The sequence below is a fragment of the Klebsiella sp. BIGb0407 genome, from assembly GCF_024807845.1.
Taxonomy (GTDB): domain Bacteria; phylum Pseudomonadota; class Gammaproteobacteria; order Enterobacterales; family Enterobacteriaceae; genus JGM124.
Genome location: NZ_JANUEQ010000004.1, coordinates 368,402 through 386,588, shown reverse-complemented (window position 1 = coordinate 386,588; position 18,187 = coordinate 368,402). Strand labels below are relative to the sequence as shown.

Below are 18,187 nucleotides of genomic sequence, written 5' to 3'. Positions count from 1 at the left end.
TCACTGAAAATCAGATAACCAGTAATAGCGGATAACAGGCTATTACTGGTTTTTATCGTATCTCGTTTTGGAAGTTGTTTAGTCATGACAAGTATGACAATGCATCAGAATGCCAGTAATCACTCTATGAAAGGGCTACTCTGGTTATTATTGTGCCTCGTCGCATTACTGAGTTTATTACCCAGTTTGCGTCTGCTCATTTCTGCTTTAGTAGACTGGAGACTGGGCAGCGACAGTAGCCTGTGGCGAGTATTGAATAACCGGGCAACCTGGGTGGCGCTATACCACAGTGTTTATACCAGTGGTTTAGGTACGCTCATTTCCTTACTTCTCGGCAGTTTGTTTGCTTTTTGCCTGGCACTGACCAATATCCGAATGAAACAGATATGGGTCTTTTTATTTATGCTGCCGATGATGATCCCTCCGCAGGTCACCGCATTAAGCTGGCTACAGCTGTTTGGCTCCAATAGCATCCTGCTTAACAGTATTGGCCTTGCCCCTGAGTTTGGCAGCGTTAATCCGCTTTATTCCCCTGAAGGTATCGCTCTGTTGCTGGGTATTCAGCATGCGCCTTTGGTTTTCCTGGCGTTACGCACGCAGCTGCAATGTTTACCGAAAGAGCATATTGAAGCGGCACGTTTAAACGGGGCCTCGCTGTGGCGGGTCTTTTTCGATATCGTGCTGCCACTTTGCCGTACCGCACTGTGGGGTGGGGCGACGATTGCTTTTGTTTCTGCGCTAGGCAATTTTGGTATTCCGGCGATGCTCGGTATTCCTATTTCTTATTTTGTTTTGCCTATTTATATCTACCAGGCGTTATCCAGTTTTGGCCCGTCGATGATTAATGAAGTCGCCGCTCTGTCAGTACTGATGGGGATTCTGGCGATTGCAATTGTGACTTTGCAGGCGAAAATGCAGCGCCGCTATGCATTGCCATTAATTGGCATGGCGGGACGTTCGTTAGCATTCACTTTAGGTAAATGGCGTCTGGGTGTGGAAGTCGTTATGGGGCTGGTGCTATTTGCCATTCTGGTTGCGCCATTACTGGCGCTGATTGCGACTTCATTGGTGCCAACCATGGGAGTGCCACTGAATAGCGATACCATCACCTTCGCCGCCTGGCGCAGTGTTTTTGATGTTCAAAGTTCAGCATGGCGAGCACTCACTAACAGTATGGTGCTGTCTGTATCCGCGGCGATGGTCTTGCTTATTCTCAGTCTACCTCTGGCCTGGCTGCTGGTGCGCTACTCCAGCCGTCCGCTGCGCTGGTTGCATAGCATGATAGATATCCCTTACACGCTGCCGGGTGTCGTGCTGGCAATCGCCTGTATTCTGTTGTTCTCGCGTCCATTACCGATTCTGGAGATAAGCCTGAGCGGCACGCTCACTATTATCTTTATTGCCTATCTTGCGCGTTTCCTCACCGTCTGTTTAAAACCGGTTCATAGCAGCATGATGCAGCTGGATCCGGCGATGGAAGAGGCGGCAAGCCTGGCAGGGGCGAATTTCTCCCAGCGTTTAATTCATATCGTATTACCCCTGCTGGCTCCGGCAGCCTTTGCGGGTGCTCTGCTGGTTTTTCTGACCGCGGTGAATGAACTGACCGTTTCGGCTTTGCTCTGGAGTGCCGGAAAAGAAACCCTTGGGGTGGTGATATTCAGTCTGGATGAAAGCGGTAATAAGGTGCTGGCATCCGCTATTTCGGTATTCGTTGTCGTATTGGTCGCATTAGTGATGTTGCTTCTGAGCGCGCTGAGTAAGTATTTACCTAAAGGAGTTATCCCATGGCAGAGCTAAAACTGGAACAGCTTAGCAAAGTATTTGGCGACCAGACTGTTGTCCGGGATATCAATCTGACTATCCCTCAGGGCGCCTTTACTGCGCTACTGGGGCCGAGTGGCTGCGGTAAAACAACAACGTTACGTATTCTGGCAGGGCTTGAAGAGCTGAGCGAGGGGCGTTTACTGCTGGGTGACAGGCTGCTGGCAGATAAAATAACCCACACCCCACCGGAGTTGCGTGATATGGGGATGGTGTTTCAGTCTTACGCCCTGTGGCCTCATATGACGGTCGCAGAAAATATCGGTTATCCGTTAAAGTTACGCAAAGTGAATGGCGCCGCGCGGCAGAAGCAAGTGATGGATGCGCTGGAACTTGTCGAACTGGGCGCTTACGCCTGCCGCTCTCCCCAGGAACTCAGCGGCGGGCAGCGTCAGCGTGTTGCCTTAGCGCGCTGCCTGGTTTCTGAACCGAAAGTGGTATTACTGGACGAACCGCTGGCTAACCTCGACAGGCACCTGCGAGCCACCATGGAACAAACCTTCCGTGATTTCCATCGTCGCACCGGGGCGACTTTTGTCTATGTGACGCACGATCAGGCTGAAGCGATGGCGCTGGCAAGTCATATTGCCGTGATGCACAAAGGCGAGTTAAAGCAGTGGGGATCGCCCCAGGATTTATATCTGCGTCCACAAAATGCCTGGGTAGCGAGTTTTATTGGTAAGGGGAGCATTTTGTCATTAGCAGCACCCGCCGATATGCAACACCTGGACTGCCAGGCACTACATGGCAGCTTTAGCAGCCAGATTGGCTATGGGGTACAGTCCGTATTAGTGCGTCCTGAACATGTTCAGGTAGCGGACACCGGACTGAGTGCCAGAGTGGAAAGTTGTATTTATCAGGGGGAGCGCTATCTGGTGGATTTACGCTTGCATGATGGTCAGCAACTCACCGCTTTTCATCATTCTTCTTTGCAACAACAGCAAAATGTTTGCGTGCGCTTACATCAGGGCTGGCGCCTGGAGGCGGCATGAAAATAGAGATTATCAGCGGCCTGAATCGTAAAGCTCCGGCGGCTATTTTATTGAGTGCCAGAGGGCAGCGTATTTTGCTGGATGCAGGAGGTGCCCTGGAGCCGGATGAAGCTTTATGGCAGGTTCCTGCGGATATCGATGCCGTACTGCTCAGTCACGATCACGCCGATCATATTGCCGGACTTAACCGTTTACCTCGCGATGTACCCGTCTATTGTAGCAAAGTGACTGCGCAAGCATTACCCGCGGGTCACAATGTGCGCTACATTAATGTCAGAGGCCGCTTTCGGATTGGTGAGATAACGGTCACTACCGGAAGCTGCGGTCATGCTTATGGTGGCGTCTGGTTTCATCTTGATATTGATGGTGGCGTATTTTATAGCGGCGATATCAGTATGGAGTCAGCCTTGTTTCACTTTGACCCTCCGCCACCAGCCCGGATTGCCCTGGTCGATGCCTCTTATGGTTTATATGATATTCCTCAGCAGCAGCAACTGGACAAGCTGCGTCACCATTTATTGCAACCGAGCTTATGCCCGGTTCCACCATCAGGCCGTGCGGTTGAACTGGCTTTATTGATGGCGCGGGGTAATCAGCCTGATATCGCGATGGATGAGAGCTGCCGGACAATGATGGAGCAAATGTCACAGGCAAATGACGGAAGCTTGCGGGCGAGCGTGGCGGCTGAGCTGCAATCTCTGATACAAGTACTACCGTTATTTTCTACCGAGGCGCCTCTCGTTTTAGCGTCCGATCCTGATGGTCTGACGGGAATGGCGGGGATATTACGGGAACGGAATGATTTCCATCATCGTACTGTATTTACCGGTCACCTTACCCGGCTCTCTTATCAACAGTGGCAGGCAGGAGAGGTCGATTTTTGTCGCTGGAATGTACATCCCACGCTGAGCTGTTTAAAAAAGCTGGCGGCCATGCTGTCATGCCAGTACTTCGCTCCGCTGTTTACGCCACTCGATAGCCCGGCGCAATGGCAGCAGGAATTACAATGTGAAATTATCACTCACCCTTTGATCGAAATGGAACTATGTCAATAATTTGTAAGCCTTTTGTTTTTGTTCGCCACGGTGAAACCCCCTTGAATCGTGACAAGCTAATCGGCGGTAGTACCGATGTTCCGCTAACGGATACCGGCAGGCGGCAGGCAGAGCTGGCGCAACCCTTACTGGCACGTTTTGACTGGAGTGGCATTGGGGTTAGTTCATTATTACGTGCCCGGCAGACCGCAGAGCTTGCCGTGCCCGGCGGTAGTTACACCATTTTCGATGGATTACGTGAACGTGACTGGGGTGACCTGGAAGGTCTGCCAGGGGAGGCGATTACGCCCTATGAAACGACGCCTCCGGGAGGAGAAAGCTGGGATATTTTTCAGAGTAGAGTCACGGCTGCGGTGAATACGCTATTAACTGAATTCGAATGCCCGTTAATTGTCGCTCATTCCGGCGTATTCCGCGTACTAAACTATTATGCCTTTGGAACCCCTTATGGTAACCGTATTGGTAATGTTGAGCCGATGTGGATTTTACCCGGAAAAATTCCAGAGGAGTGGCGTATTATGCCGCTGGAGCAGCGAGATAACCTGCTCTGATATTTATTATTATAAACAGTCCGTAATAGATGGGCTGTTTATTTTAATTGAGAGTCAAAAACTGGTTTTTTGATATATTCCATTCTTTAGACGACAGATAATTTATTACCTGATAAAGAGATGGCCGCAACCGGAAACCCTACTCGCGGGCATTAATACAGTGATTCTAAGGCAGGACTGCTGTAGCTATGGAGAAGGATATGTCCACCAGGAAATCAAAGGGCGGAGCAAAGGGTACCCCAACACCGCATGACCTCGTTTTTAAACAGTTTCTGACCCATCCCACTACAGCCCGGGATTTTATGCAACTGCATCTGCCAGCAGAACTACAGGCCATCTGTGACTTCAATACGCTGAAACTGGAATCTGGAAACTTTGTTGAGGAAGATCTGCGTCCCTATTTCAGCGACGTGCTTTATAGCTTGCAAACTGTTACCGACAATAATGCCTATATCCATGTCCTCATCGAACATCAGTCTTCACCTGATAAGCACATGGCGTTCCGATTGCTTCGTTATGCTGTGGCAGCGATGCAGCGTCATCTGGATGCCGGGCACAAAAAATTGCCCCTGGTAATACCGGTTCTATTTTATACCGGTAAACGGAGTCCATATCCGTATTCGACCCGATGGCTGGATGAGTTTAACGAGCCTGAAGTAGCTGCAAAACTCTACCGTGGTGATTTTCCGCTGGTCGACGTTACAGTCATATCTGATGACGAGATCATGCGCCACCGTAGTATGGCAGCACTTACTTTGTTGCAGAAACATATTTATAGGCGGGAGCTGGCAGGCTTACTGGATAACCTGACTACTCTGCTGTTAACAGAACAGATGACAGGACAGCAGTTGGGTTCACTGATAAACTATCTCATACAGGCTGGCGAAACGTCAGATGCAGAAGCCTTTGTACGTGAACTGGCACAGCGTGTGCCACAGCATGAGGATAAATTGATGACCATCGCTCAACAACTTGAACAGAAGGGTATCGAGAAAGGCATCGAGAAAGGTATCGAAAAAGGCATCGAAAAAGGCATTCAGATCGGTGAACAGCGTGGTATAGAGAAAGGCAAGCTTGAAGTTGCCAGAATCATGCTAGACAACGGTCTTGAGCACGACACCATCATAAAATTAACCGGTCTGACTGCTGGCGACTTGGCGCAGATCAGCCACTGATTCTTTTATCCGGTGTGTCGTAAAGCCTCGGCCTTCTGAACCTAACCTATAAAGTTGCCCGGGGAGTTGTTTGCATCCCGTTCGTCGAATCACATAGTTTATCTATGCTCATCTGCGGGATGAACTTGTCGGCTACAGGCAATGCGAATTATTTTTGGTATATAACATCCAGGCTGATCAATGATGTAAATATACTTATTTGTATATTACATGCAAAAAAGCAATTTTATTTTTTTTATCAATAGAGTCTATGTACATATACCCCTTATCTTCAGGGAGTGGGTGAGGCTTCCTGATACCCATTTTATTAATATTTTTGTAATTAACTAACTTCTCAGGGTTGTCAGTTCCGCTACAATTACCTGTTAATTTATTTCCTGACTGTGTTACCTCGCAACCCCCTTCAACAATTGCGCCAGAAAACGTAATCATCCCATTTGAATTTGCCATTCCCACGCTGCTAATGAAAAAAGAAGTAAAGAATAATATGTTAATAATAACTTTAAACATTATTTTCTCCAGCTGTTGCAGTACCGTAATTGACAAGGTTTTTATAAATGAACGTCAGTTTTATGTCATAGGTTGTATCATGGCTGATTCTTTGTAATCGATGCTGGATAACGATAAAAATCATCATATTCATTGATTTGGTGAATTGTTCTTTCAATTTAGGTTAAGGGGTTAAAATAAAAATAATTTCTCGATGCAAAGGGATATATAAACAGGTTTATGTTTTTTATTTTAAATCCGCGCTCGATAGCATCATCGGTACTTTGATTGAGCATGAGTATAATGTTTGAAGTACTATCAAACGATTGGATGTATGACCGATCAATCTACTTACAGGAACAGGCCATGGAGAGATTCATCCTTATCAGTAATGATGAGATAACCCGCGTAGACGGGCAGGAACTGTCAGAGCTGTTAGAGTTATGCGGTTTAAATAAACGTCCGCCAGAGATCTTGCAGCGTGCGTTTGAACAGAGCCAGTTTCGCTATCTTGGGTATTATGATGGGGAGCTGGTTGCAACCGCCCGGGCTATCAGCGACCTGACTTATGCATCTTATTTGTGTGACGTGGCCGTTCATCCGAACTACCAGGGACGTGGATGGGGTAAGGTCTTGATGGAGCAGGTGATGCATGATCTTGCCCCGCTGGGAAAAGTGTTTATTTATTCAGTACCTGAGAAAATGGATTTCTATCAGCGTCTGAATTTTCATCCATTATTGACGGCAATGGTCCATGTCGATGAGCAGGCTCTGCCTGGTCTGATAAGTGCGGGCTATATTCCTTCACCAAAAGCCTGACGGTAGCCAGTGCCCTTTGCTGCTTTCCTGTTCTTTTGTTAGCAATTGTTATTTGATAACATTACTCTCAATATGTTATAACGTAACAATCAACAGAAAAGGATCGTAAAGAATGAAGAAAACAGTACTGGCTCTGGGAATTTCACTTTTGTTGTCATCTGTGCAGGCTCTGGCTCATGGTGACCACGGTAAACCACTTACTGAAGCTGAACGTCAAGCCAGTGAAGGCATATTTGATGATAAATCCGTGCAGGATCGTAAACTTTCTGACTGGGATGGCGTCTGGCAGTCTGTGTATGGTTATTTGCAAGATGGCAGTTTAGATCCTGTACTGGAGAAAAAAGCGAAACACGGCGAGAAAAGCGTTGATGAGTATCGTGCTTACTATAAGAAAGGTTATGCCAGCAATATCGATATGATTGGTATTGAAAATAATGTAATGGAGTTTCATATCGGCAAAGAAAGCAGTTCATGCAAATATGATTACCAGGGCTATAAAATATTACATTACCCATCAGGAAAGAAAGGCGTTCGCTACCTTTTCGAATGTACGGATAAGCAATCAGCTGCACCAAAGTATGTACAGTTTAGCGATCATACTATTGCCCCGCGTCAGTCACAGCACTACCATATTTATATGGGGAATAAGTCTCAGGAAGCCCTGTTAAAAGAAATGGATAACTGGCCAACATTCTATCCTTACAATCTGACGAAAGAACAGATTGTCGATGAAATGCTGCATCATTAATCATTAGCCGAGTTCTCTCTTAGGTTGTCTGAGTGTGATTTTCACTCAGACAATGTTGAGGGTAGCGTTTACTGACAAAATTGTTTCAGTAAACCTGCATGCTCAAATTGAAGACGATAACGATAGACCGGGCGCCCGGCGACACCGTAATGAATTCGGGTATAAAGAATATCAACTTTATCAAGCCAGATAAGGTATTTGCGACAGGAAACGCGCGAGATATTTACCGAGGCAGCCAGCTCATCGGTCGAGAACTCCTCATGCTGATTCTCATCAATCCATCGACAAATAGTACGCAATGTTTGTGATGTAAGACCTTTTGGCAGACGATCGGGATCGACTGCCGCGGGATAGCTTCCATGTAATAGTCGGTCAACGTCGGCTTGCTGGTAATGCTTCTGGCCGCCTATCAATGCACGTTTATCACGCCAGAGAGTCAGTGCTTCTTCAAAGCGTGCAAACTGAAAGGGTTTAATCAGATAATCCACGACACCATAGTGCAGCGCTTTCTGAATCGTACCAAAATCAGATGCCGAAGAAATCACAATTACATCAATAGTTTGATTGTTTTCACGTAATATCGGAAGCAAAGATAAGCCATTATCTTGCTGCATATAGACATCCAGTAAAATCAAATCTATTTTTTGGTCAGGCACACAGATGTATTCTTGTGCCTGCTTAAGTGTGGAGGCCGTTCCACAGCAGGTAAACCCCGGTATCTGGCTGATATAAGCGCGGTTTAACTCTGCCACCATGGCATCATCATCAACCACTAAGACATTAATCATCTGTTTTTCCTTTCTGTGTCCCAGGGAAGCGTGAGCGTAAATTGGGTGAGATGACCTGGAGCTGATTCTACCTGAATATTACCCTGACAGTGTTCAATTTGTTGTTTAACCAGATAGAGCCCGACACCACGCTGTTCACCCTTAGTAGAGAAACCTTTCTCAAAAATTAACGAGAGAAGTTCAGGCGCTATACCCGGACCATTATCACTGACTACAGCGGTTAGCATGCCGTGATGATAGTGAAGAAAGACCTCTATTTCGCCTTCTGGCTGGCCTTGTAAAGCATCAACCGCATTTTCCATCAGGTTTCCAAGGACGGTTATAAGAACCGTTACCTGATGTTCATTGGGGTTATCGGGCAAAAAGCATTCGTCATCCAGGGTTAACTGATGACCCGCTTCCAGCACCCTGCTGATTTTTCCGATTAAAAAACCGGCAACGACTGGTTGTCTGATTTTACTTTGCAGGGCACCGATTTCTGTTTGATAGTTATTAGCGGTTTGCAAAATATAGGCTTCTAGCTTGTCATAACGTTTAAGCTGTAGCAGGCCCAGAATAACATGGAGTTTATTCATAAATTCATGGGAGCGTTCGCGTAACGCATCAACGTAACTTACCATGCCATTAACTTGTTGAGTTAACTGGTTAATTTCTGTTTTATCGCGAAAGGTACAAATGGCACCGATTTTCCGTCTGCGCGTATAAATGGGCATGACATTGCACAGAATTTGTCGCCCGGAGATGATGATTTCACGGTCTTCGATGGCGTTACCGCTTTCCAGTACTTCATTAAGAATCGATATTACTGGCAAGGGCACGACATTATTATTGGCACTAAAATCATCAGGTGAGAGTAAGACTTTACGTGCCGTCTGGTTCATCAAGGTGATATTACCCTGGCTATCAATAGCGATAATGCCTTCTTTCACCGATTGCAGCATTGCCTGATTTTGTTCGAAAAGTGTCGATATTTCATAAGGTTCAAAACCAAACAGGATTCGCTTCAGGGTATAGATCAGCAACGCACAGCCGATAGTTCCAACCAGCGCACTAAATAATACACCCCAGAGCATATTCCAGCGGCTATGGCTGATCTGTTCATCCACTTTACTGAGTGGCATACCCACAATGACCACGCCAATTTGCTGAGAGTCAGCATTATAAACAGGGGTAAAAACACGTAACGAGGTGACCAGATTACCGCGGTTGATGCCAACAGACTCTTTTCCTTGTAATGCCGGTTCAAGATCGTTGCCAATAAAATGGGCACCAATATGACGCGCGTTTGGATGTGAGTAACGGATGCCGTTCATGTCGGTGACGACGACAAACAGCAAATGATTCCGTTCTTTTATCTGTTCCGCGAGAGGAGCAATAATCTTACTTCCTTCGGGAGAAACGAGTCCCTGTTTAATCACCGGCATCTCTGCCAGCGTTCTGGCAACCGCCAGGCCCGTATCTTTGACACTACTACGAGTGAAATGACTGATTTGAAGGGCGTAGAGTAGATAAACCACAAACAGCACTGAGCCGATAACGCCGCAGAGCATCAGGATAACGGAACTGCTTAATTTCAGAGGGGGTTTCTCTTTGGGTTTCCTGAAGTCTGTCATGGATATCCTGAGGTAAAACAAAGAGCCATTATCACCTAAGTACTTTTTCGATTAAAGCGACATCCTCATTTGCCCGGGCGACCTCGATTTAACCCCTGCTTGCCACGCTTTGCTGCAAGTGTTAAAAGGTGCGCATTATATAAAAGACAAAGGAGAAGGACGTTGAAAAATACGTCAAGTCCATCGGGTGAACTGGCTGCAGCAGATGCCCCGGTACTAAAGCGCGGTCTGCTGAATCGCCATATTCAACTTATTGCATTGGGTGGAGCCATTGGCACGGGATTATTCCTCGGAATTGGCCCGGCAATACAGATGGCTGGACCGGCCGTTATTTTGGGGTACGGCATTGCGGGGATTATTGCTTTCCTGATTATGCGCCAGCTCGGTGAAATGGTGGTTGAAGAGCCAGTGTCAGGCTCATTTGCCCATTTTGCCTATAAGTACTGGGGGCCTTTTGCCGGATTTTTGTCTGGCTGGAACTATTGGGTGATGTTTGTGCTGGTTGGTATGGCAGAGCTGACCGCCGGCGGCATTTATATGCAGTACTGGTTCCCTGATGTTCCGACCTGGTGCTGGGTTGCGCTCTTTTTCATCATTATTAATGCCGCCAATCTGGTCAACGTGCGTATGTACGGTGAAATGGAGTTTTGGTTTGCGCTAATCAAAGTGCTGGCTATCATTGGCATGATAGGTTTCGGGATCTGGCTGCTGACTTCAGGTCGCGGCGGTGAGCGTACCGGGGTGGCAAACCTCTGGCAATACGGAGGCTTTTTCGCCACCGGCTGGCAGGGACTGATTCTGTCGCTGGCGGTGATTATGTTCTCTTTTGGCGGCCTTGAGCTGATTGGTATTACCGCCGCAGAGGCACGTTCGCCAGAAACTACAATTCCTAAAGCAGTAAACCAAGTTGTATACCGTATCTTATTATTTTATATCGGTTCTCTGGTGGTATTACTGTCACTTTATCCGTGGCTGGAGATTAAGTCGAACAGCAGCCCATTTGTGATGATTTTCCATGAAATGGACAGCAATATTGTCGCTTCATCGCTGAACTTTGTCATTCTGGTGGCTTCACTGTCGGTTTATAACAGCGGTGTCTATTCCAATAGTCGTATGTTATTTGGTTTATCAGTCCAGCGTAATGCGCCGAAGTTTCTGGCTACCGTTAACCGTCGTGGTGTACCGGTACACTCATTATTCTTATCAGCCGCAATAACCTCATTGGTGGTATTACTTAACTACTTGCTGCCTCATGATGCATTCGGGCTGTTAATGGCATTAGTGGTCGCTACCTTGCTGCTCAACTGGATAATGATCTCTCTGGCTCATCTGAAATTTCGCAAATCGATGCGCCAGCAGGGCAAAGAGACGCGCTTTAAGGCTTTGCTGTATCCTTTTGGTAATTATCTGTGTATCGCATTTATGGTCATGATCCTTGGCCTGATGTGTACCATGGATGGGATGCGAACATCCGCGATGTTACTGCCAGTGTGGATAGTCTTTTTATACGGTGCGTTTAAATTATTTCGTCGTTAAGTTAACTCACTGACATTCTTACCGGGTTCTATTTTTATCGTATTCGGTAAGATATGTCGTGCTAACTGTTTTAATCTGTCGATGATGGCAGGTGGATTGAAAGGAAAAAAGGATGAGCGGAAGCCGGAAAGGTATGTTGTATGTATTACTGTCTGCTGTGATGTGGGGCAGTTCTGGTGTCTGTGCCCAATATATCATGGAGGCCAGCCATATCTCCTCCTCTTCACTGACGATGCTACGCTTGCTGTTTTCCGGTTTGATTATACTGACGTTATCAATCACACATGGCGATAAAATTTTTGCGGTTTTTAAAGAACGCGAAAGTATTCTCTCACTGCTATTGTTCACCCTGTTCGGGGCGATGGCCGTTCAGCTGACTTTTTTACTGACCATTGAAAAATCGAATGCGGCAACGGCAACGGTATTGCAGTTTCTCTCGCCGACAATCATTGTCGCCTGGTATGCGCTGGTAAAAAAGAAACGTACCGGAAAACTGGTCTTCGCAGCGATTGGCACTTCGCTGTTAGGGACGTTTCTGTTGGTGACGCACGGTAATCCGCTCTCGCTGAGCATCTCTGGTAGCGCACTATTCTGGGGTGTCGCCTCTGCTTTTGCCGCTGCGTTTTATACCACCTATCCTTCCAAACTTATTGGCCGCTTCGGTACCTTACCCATTGTAGGCTGGAGCATGCTACTGGGTGGCATAATGCTGGCGCCTTTTTATGCAACACAGATAGGCAGCTTTACCGCCAGCGGAACCACATTAGTGGCATTTTTCTATCTGGTGGTGGTGGGTACAGCGATGACATTTAGTCTCTATCTGACCGGTGCTCAGATGATTGGCGGGCAGAAAGCCAGTATTCTTAGCTGTGCAGAGCCGCTAAGCAGTGCGCTGCTATCCGTTCTGTTGCTGGGTATTACTTTCACATTACCAGACTGGCTGGGATCGCTATTTATTATCTCTTCAGTATTGTTAATTGCGCTGGATTCCCGGGGGCGGTTGCATAGCCATCAGCACTGATTTTTTAAATTTCTCCGGCTGATTCAAGGAATCAAATTAACGGCTAGAATAGAATTTACCTGTCATACTTTAGGCTGCCGGTACGCCATTTATGTTCAGCTAGCCGAACCCTATTTTAGTATTTACTCATCGGCAAAACATTACATCCAGACAAGCATTCTTAATAAAGGTATTTCATCGTGGCAATTGATAATCTGATTGAGCGTATTTCAACGGTTTTAGACGCAGAATATACTCTTGAAGGCCTGGTGCGGCATTTACTGGGAATGCTTGAGCTGGTCACTAACATGGAGTCTACCTATCTTACGCGTATTGAGTCTGATGGTAGCCTGCAACATGTACTGTTTGCGCGTAATACTAAGAGTATGCAAATTCCCGAGGGACTCTCTGTTCCATGGGGCGACACCCTGTGTAAACGTGCATTAGATGAAAAGCGACGTTATACCTGCGATGTAGCGAGCTTATGGGGAGACTCAGCGGCGGCTAAAGCATTAGGGATTATGACTTATGCCAGTACTCCGGTCATCCTTTCCGATGGTTCGCTTTATGGAACCCTGTGTGCAGCTAGTTCATCAAAACGTCCTTTGACCGGGCAGAGTGAACAAGTTTTGCAGCTTTTTTCACAATTGATCGCTCAGCAGATCCAGAGTGAACAGTTACTCATTGAACTTAAGGCCGCTAACCGGGCATTAACTACCGCCAGTTATACTGATGAGCTAACGGGGCTGGCTAATCGCCGCGCTATTTTTGATAAATTAGGGCGCTTGTTTGTGAATGCGCGGGATGACTCGCACTATATCTTACTGGTTTTTGCTGACCTGGATGGCTTCAAAGCTATTAATGACGCTTATGGACACGATGCCGGAGATGAGTTCCTCTGTGCCATCGCCCGACGTTTACAAGAGCATATGCGTAACGGGGAATTACTGGGGCGGATGGGCGGCGATGAGTTTGTCATTGCAGGAGCCGGGCCTGAAGAAAATGAAGCCGCCATAAAAGCGGCTGATGCTTTGCGAGCCAGGCTGGCAACCTTACTGGCAGGGAGTTATCAGCTCTCTTCTTGTGTCATTGATTACGCAGGGCCGAGTATTGGTGCTATAGCTGTGAATCCAGCTCTTGATACGCCAGACAGTGCATTACGTGAAGCTGATGCCGTGATGTATATCGATAAAAAACGCCGCAAAAGAGAAGCGGCGTTAAAGCAATAATTCCGACAAGTCTGTAGATCTATGATGCGGGGATATTCTGGGCGAGCGGTATTTCAATTGGATGGCCGCTCAATTCAGACACTAAGTCGTTGACACCATCGCTCATGTTGACGAAACGAGTTAAAGGTGAACGGGTGATGACGACAAAAACGCCGACGTTACTTTGTGGCACCATGGCCATATAAGTAATGAACCCGCCAGCTCCGCCGGTTTTTTGAATAATACCCGGCCGTCCGCCCTGTGGCTGCATATAGACCCAACCTAAGCCTAATGCATCGGCTTTGCCAGGAACATCCATACCAATCACTTTAGTCAGCTGAGTGCGCTGATAGATAAGAGATTGCATTCTGTCGGCTTGCGGTGAGCGCTGATACAAATCAGATGATAGATACTGCTGCATCCAGCGCATCATATCGCTGGGTGTTGAATAGACACCACCACTACCAATTGCTGCCAGCGCATTATTGCAGGGACTTGCGCCTTTTTCCGCTACCATTAAACGCTTACATTGATCGGGTGAGGGCGTATAGGTAGTGTCTTTCATACCGAGTGGGCGAGCGATATTTTCACGGAATAGTTCAGGATAAGGTTTGCCTGATGCCCGGGAAAGGGCGTCAGCGAGCAAATCGAAAGCCAGATTAGAGTAAGCAGCCACTGTGCCTGGTGTGGCAGATAACTTCGCTTGCGATAACCAGTTCCAGCGCTGCTTATAAGTCGGCCAGGTAAATACCGGACGATTTGCCACACCACCAGGCTGCTCTCTGGGCAAGGCACTGGTATGCGTGGCCAGATTAACCAAAGTAATTGGCTGGCCGTTAAAGGTGGGAATACGTGCACCGGGTGGCGCATATTTGCTCAGAGGATCGTTAAGTTTTACTGTGCCTTGATCGAACAGTTTTACCAGCATTTCGCTGGTCATCAGTTTCGTAATAGAAGCAATACGAATCACTGAATCAAGTTGGGGAAGCTGATTATTGCCCGGTCTGGTTTCTCCGAAACTACGAAAAACGCGCTGGTTACCGTCAATGACCACCAAAGCCATGCCGGTGGCTCCACTACCGTAAAAGATATGATTTGCATATCGATCAACGACTTCAACTGCATATTCTTCCGTAGGTGACGATTGCGCCAGGCTCGTTCCAGAAAACAAAACGCTGGCGAGCAAAAGAAGTTGTGGGAGGCGAGTTTTCAAGGCACAGAATCCAATTAACAAATTTAATCTATAGTCGCTATTTAACCTGCTTAGCGTGCTTATGAAAAGCAGAAATATGATGATATATAGAAGAAAAAGATAACTTTACCTTACATCACTCACATAAGGTTAATAATTCGATAACCACCTGATAATTATTTACTTTTCAGATACATTTTTGGACTTATTTCTGAGGAGAAGTACGCTATAATCAGCGGCGAAAATAATTATTATTAACAAAATACTTACGTTGGTTTTTGACCATAAAAGGGTACTATTTGTGTAAGTTCTTATGCCATTAAAAATTTGAATGCTGTAGCGAATTGCAGAAAGCTTAGGTGTACCGCTAATGATTGAATTCTTTATGCGATACAAATATTTATCGCGTAAAAGAGTAAAGTAAAATATATGTCCAATAATCACTTGTTTAAAAAGGGATTGTTGCATCCTCGCTACTGGCTGACGTGGTTTAGCGTCGGCGTACTTTGGCTTTGGGTTCAGCTACCTTATCCCTTACTGATGAAAATGGGAGACTGGCTGGGGCGACTTTCAATGCGTTTTCTTAAGCGCCGCGTGTCGATTACCAGGCAGAATCTTCAGCTATGTTTTCCTCACTATACTCAAACACAAATAGACAGGATAGTGACCCAGAACTTCAGTTCTTTGGGCCGGGCACTGATTGAAACCGGAATGGGATGGTTCTGGTCGGATGCCAGAATTCATAAGTGGTGTACTGTGAGTGGCCTTGAACATCTTGTTGCCGCGGGTACCAAAGGTAAGGGCGTACTGGTGATTGGCGTGCATTTTATGACCCTTGAGCTGGGAGGCCGTGTCATGGGTGTGAATCACCCGATGATGGCCGTGTATCGACCCCATAATAATCAAGTTATGGAGTTTATTCAGACCCGTGGACGCTCCCGGTCGAATAAAGCTATGCTCGATCGCCGTAATCTCAGAGGAATCGTTAAGGCCTTAAAATCGGGTGAGGCAGTGTGGTTTGCCCCCGATCAGGACTACGGCCCTAATGGTAGCTCTTTTGCACCGTTTTTTGCCGTTGAGCAAGCAGCGACAACTAACGGGACATTTACTATTGCTCGACTAGCGAAACCAGCCATTCTCACGACAGTATTGATTCGCAGAGCTGACGGGAAAGGTTACCAGTTAATCATTGGGCCAGAGCTTGACGACTACCCACTGGCAGATAATGACGAACAAGCGGCGGCGGCCTACATCAACCGTAAAATTGAGCAGGAAATTATGCGGGCACCCGAACAGTATTTATGGCTGCATCGGCGTTTTAAAACACGGCCTGACGGGAAAAGTAAGCTCTACTCATGATAATCCGATAAGCTAGATTTTTTATCCCACAGGCAATATGGGTAGTCAGGCAGCCAGAAAAAACCAATGTGACGAAGGAGAGAATATAGTTTCTCTCCTTTTTTGTTGCTGCCAGGTAGTCAACCTGATATGACTGCTCTGGCTATGTATTCATGATGAACTTTTATTGAAAAATGATATCAATAAATGGGTTATTATGTTCGTAGTGGTATATGTTGCGATAATGTTATGTTTTTCATTGGGCCCGATTGTTTCTGTACGGTCAATACTACAGGCATGGCCGCTGTTGTTAGAGAAAGTGGCGCAGCCTTTTGATCGTATGATTTCTGGTAACCAATTACAGCTTTAGTTGATTGATAAATTTCCACCTGTAGGTAATAGCACACGCGAGTCTTTTCTTTTTGAATCAGACTATTAAGCCTGCTCGTGCTTGTTTTTTTTATTTGATGATTTGATATAAAAACAAAATATGTGTCCAGGAGTGAGTCAATGTTTAAATCTTTTTTCCCGTCACCGAAGATGTTCTTCATTTCGGCGGCTATCTGGGGACTTTTGGTCGTCATTAGCTGGCAAGTCGGTCTCGATCTCTGGCTTGAGAATGCGGTCGGAGCCAGCCAGCAAGAACCTATCAATGCCACGCGTTTCTGGTCACTTAAAGCGCTGGTTTTTTATGGCTACTATGCAGCGAGTGTTGGTTTATTTGCCGGGTTCTGGTGTCTTTATCGGCCCCACCGCTGGCAGCTCTGGTCGATTCTGGGGTCATCACTGATTATTTTTGTGACATGGTTTTTGGTTGAGGTCGGCGTAGCAATCAATGCGTGGTATGCCCCGTTCTACGATCTTATTCAAAAGGCCCTAAGTTCACCGAATTCGGTCACGCTCACACAGTTCTACAATGAGACTGGAGTGTTTCTTGGTATTGCGTTAATTGCCGTTACCGTATCAGTACTGAACAACTTCTTTATCAGTCACTATGTTTTTCGCTGGCGTACAGCGATGAATGAATACTATATGCAGCACTGGCAAATGCTGCGTAATATCGAAGGTGCTGCTCAGCGTGTGCAGGAAGATACTATGCGCTTTGCTGCAACTCTTGAGGATATGGGCGTTAAGTTATTGCAATCAGTCATGACTTTGATCGCTTTCTTACCGGTACTGGTTGCACTGTCACCTCATGTGAAAAGCATCCCGATTCTGGGTGAAATGCCTTATGGTTTAGTGGTAGCCGCTATTGTCTGGTCTCTGGTAGGAACAGGTTTACTCGCTATGGTGGGAATTAAACTGCCGGGATTACAGTTCAACAACCAGAAAGTTGAAGCCGCGTACCGTAAAGAGCTGGTTTATGGTGAAGATGATGTTAATCGTGCAACTCCGCCGACGGTAAAAGAGCTATTTAGTGCCGTCCGGAATAACTATTTCAGACTTTATTTCCACTACACTTATTTTAATATTGCCCGTATTCTTTATCTGCAAGTGGATAACATTTTTGGTTTATTCCTGATGTTCCCTTCGATTGTTGCCGGAACCATTACGCTGGGACTGATGACGCAGATAAGTAATGTCTTTAGCCAGGTACGAAGTGCTTTCCAGTATCTGATCAACTCCTGGACCACGCTGGTGGAATTGATGTCTATTTATAAGCGTTTGCGTAGTTTTGAGCATACTTTGCAAGATATCCCCCATGATGAGGTTAAAGTATAATCGGCCTGGATTAGCCACTCAACATGATATCAGGGCGGCGTTAGAAAAATTAACGCCACCCTGAGTCTGATAAGTTCATCGCCATTAGCTCCCCCGCTAAATTTAAATTCAATGTAAAGTTATCTGCAGTATTAAGGTTA

General features: G+C 46.4%; 16 protein-coding genes. 12 read left to right on the top strand and 4 right to left on the bottom strand.

Going from position 1 to position 18,187, the window contains the following annotated elements:
• The first annotated feature begins 84 nt into the window (after positions 1–84).
• The 5 genes from M2387_RS14675 to M2387_RS14655 all read left to right on the top strand — a co-directional run bounded on the left by M2387_RS14675 (position 85) and on the right by M2387_RS14655 (position 5,594).
• Positions 85–1,797: an ABC transporter permease gene (locus tag M2387_RS14675; protein WP_259050407.1), complete on the top strand. Its 1,713-nt coding sequence runs from the start codon at positions 85–87 to the stop codon at positions 1,795–1,797.
• The gene (locus M2387_RS14670; protein ID WP_259050406.1) at positions 1,785–2,813 is read left to right on the top strand and encodes an ABC transporter ATP-binding protein; all 1,029 of its coding nucleotides are present in this window, start codon (positions 1,785–1,787) and stop codon (positions 2,811–2,813) included. The genes M2387_RS14675 and M2387_RS14670 overlap by 13 nt, the downstream gene beginning before the upstream one ends.
• Positions 2,810–3,868: an MBL fold metallo-hydrolase gene (locus tag M2387_RS14665; protein WP_259050405.1), complete on the top strand. Its 1,059-nt coding sequence runs from the start codon at positions 2,810–2,812 to the stop codon at positions 3,866–3,868. Before M2387_RS14670 ends, M2387_RS14665 begins: the two co-directional genes overlap by 4 nt.
• Positions 3,859–4,419 carry a histidine phosphatase family protein gene (locus M2387_RS14660; RefSeq protein ID WP_259050404.1) on the top strand — a complete coding sequence of 187 codons (561 nt, stop codon included), beginning with the start codon at positions 3,859–3,861 and terminating at the stop codon, positions 4,417–4,419. The genes M2387_RS14665 and M2387_RS14660 overlap by 10 nt, the downstream gene beginning before the upstream one ends.
• A 200-nt stretch (positions 4,420–4,619) precedes the next feature.
• Positions 4,620–5,594: an Rpn family recombination-promoting nuclease/putative transposase gene (locus M2387_RS14655; protein WP_259050403.1), complete on the top strand. Its 975-nt coding sequence runs from the start codon at positions 4,620–4,622 to the stop codon at positions 5,592–5,594.
• Positions 5,595–5,789: 195 nt separating this feature from the next.
• Here the strand turns inward: M2387_RS14655 and M2387_RS14650 are convergent, their stop codons facing one another.
• Positions 5,790–6,104: a hypothetical protein gene (locus M2387_RS14650; protein WP_259050402.1), complete on the bottom strand. Its 315-nt coding sequence runs from the start codon at positions 6,102–6,104 to the stop codon at positions 5,790–5,792.
• A gap of 345 nt (positions 6,105–6,449) precedes the next feature.
• Here M2387_RS14650 and M2387_RS14645 point away from each other — a divergent pair, with 345 nt between their 5' ends.
• Positions 6,450–6,902, top strand: a complete 453-nt coding sequence (locus M2387_RS14645; protein ID WP_259050401.1) for a GNAT family N-acetyltransferase — start codon at positions 6,450–6,452, stop codon at positions 6,900–6,902.
• Positions 6,903–7,014: 112 nt separating this feature from the next.
• Positions 7,015–7,650, top strand: a complete 636-nt coding sequence (gene zinT / locus M2387_RS14640; RefSeq protein ID WP_259050400.1) for a metal-binding protein ZinT — start codon at positions 7,015–7,017, stop codon at positions 7,648–7,650.
• 68 nt (positions 7,651–7,718) lie between these two features.
• Here zinT and dcuR read toward each other — a convergent pair whose 3' ends face one another.
• The gene (gene dcuR, locus M2387_RS14635) at positions 7,719–8,438 is read right to left on the bottom strand and encodes a two-component system response regulator DcuR (protein ID WP_259050399.1); all 720 of its coding nucleotides are present in this window, start codon (positions 8,436–8,438) and stop codon (positions 7,719–7,721) included.
• Positions 8,435–10,051, bottom strand: coding sequence for a sensor histidine kinase (locus tag M2387_RS14630; RefSeq protein ID WP_259050398.1), 1,617 nt, complete (start codon positions 10,049–10,051; stop codon positions 8,435–8,437). Before M2387_RS14630 ends, dcuR begins: the two co-directional genes overlap by 4 nt.
• 162 nt (positions 10,052–10,213) lie before the next feature.
• On the opposite strand from M2387_RS14630, the gene pheP reads away from it, so the two are divergent.
• The 3 genes from pheP to M2387_RS14615 all read left to right on the top strand — a co-directional run bounded on the left by pheP (position 10,214) and on the right by M2387_RS14615 (position 13,816).
• Positions 10,214–11,587, top strand: coding sequence for a phenylalanine transporter (pheP, locus tag M2387_RS14625; RefSeq protein ID WP_259050397.1), 1,374 nt, complete (start codon positions 10,214–10,216; stop codon positions 11,585–11,587).
• Between the two features lie 112 nt (positions 11,588–11,699).
• Positions 11,700–12,608, top strand: coding sequence for an EamA family transporter (locus M2387_RS14620; RefSeq protein ID WP_259050396.1), 909 nt, complete (start codon positions 11,700–11,702; stop codon positions 12,606–12,608).
• A 179-nt stretch (positions 12,609–12,787) separates the two neighbouring features.
• Positions 12,788–13,816 carry a sensor domain-containing diguanylate cyclase gene (locus M2387_RS14615; protein ID WP_259050395.1) on the top strand — a complete coding sequence of 343 codons (1,029 nt, stop codon included), beginning with the start codon at positions 12,788–12,790 and terminating at the stop codon, positions 13,814–13,816.
• 19 nt (positions 13,817–13,835) lie between these two features.
• Here M2387_RS14615 and ampH read toward each other — a convergent pair whose 3' ends face one another.
• Positions 13,836–14,966 (bottom strand): D-alanyl-D-alanine-carboxypeptidase/endopeptidase AmpH, encoded by a 1,131-nt coding sequence (gene ampH, locus M2387_RS14610; protein ID WP_409040065.1) that lies wholly within the window; start codon positions 14,964–14,966, stop codon positions 13,836–13,838.
• Between the two features lie 450 nt (positions 14,967–15,416).
• Between ampH and lpxP the strand changes: the two genes are divergently transcribed.
• Together lpxP and sbmA are read left to right on the top strand one after the other, a co-directional pair.
• Positions 15,417–16,346, top strand: a complete 930-nt coding sequence (gene lpxP, locus M2387_RS14605) for a kdo(2)-lipid IV(A) palmitoleoyltransferase (RefSeq protein ID WP_259050393.1) — start codon at positions 15,417–15,419, stop codon at positions 16,344–16,346.
• A gap of 489 nt (positions 16,347–16,835) precedes the next feature.
• A complete protein-coding gene (gene sbmA, locus M2387_RS14600) occupies positions 16,836–18,047 on the top strand; it encodes a peptide antibiotic transporter SbmA (protein WP_259050392.1) in 1,212 nt (403 codons plus the stop codon).
• Positions 18,048–18,187: the final 140 nt, after the last annotated feature.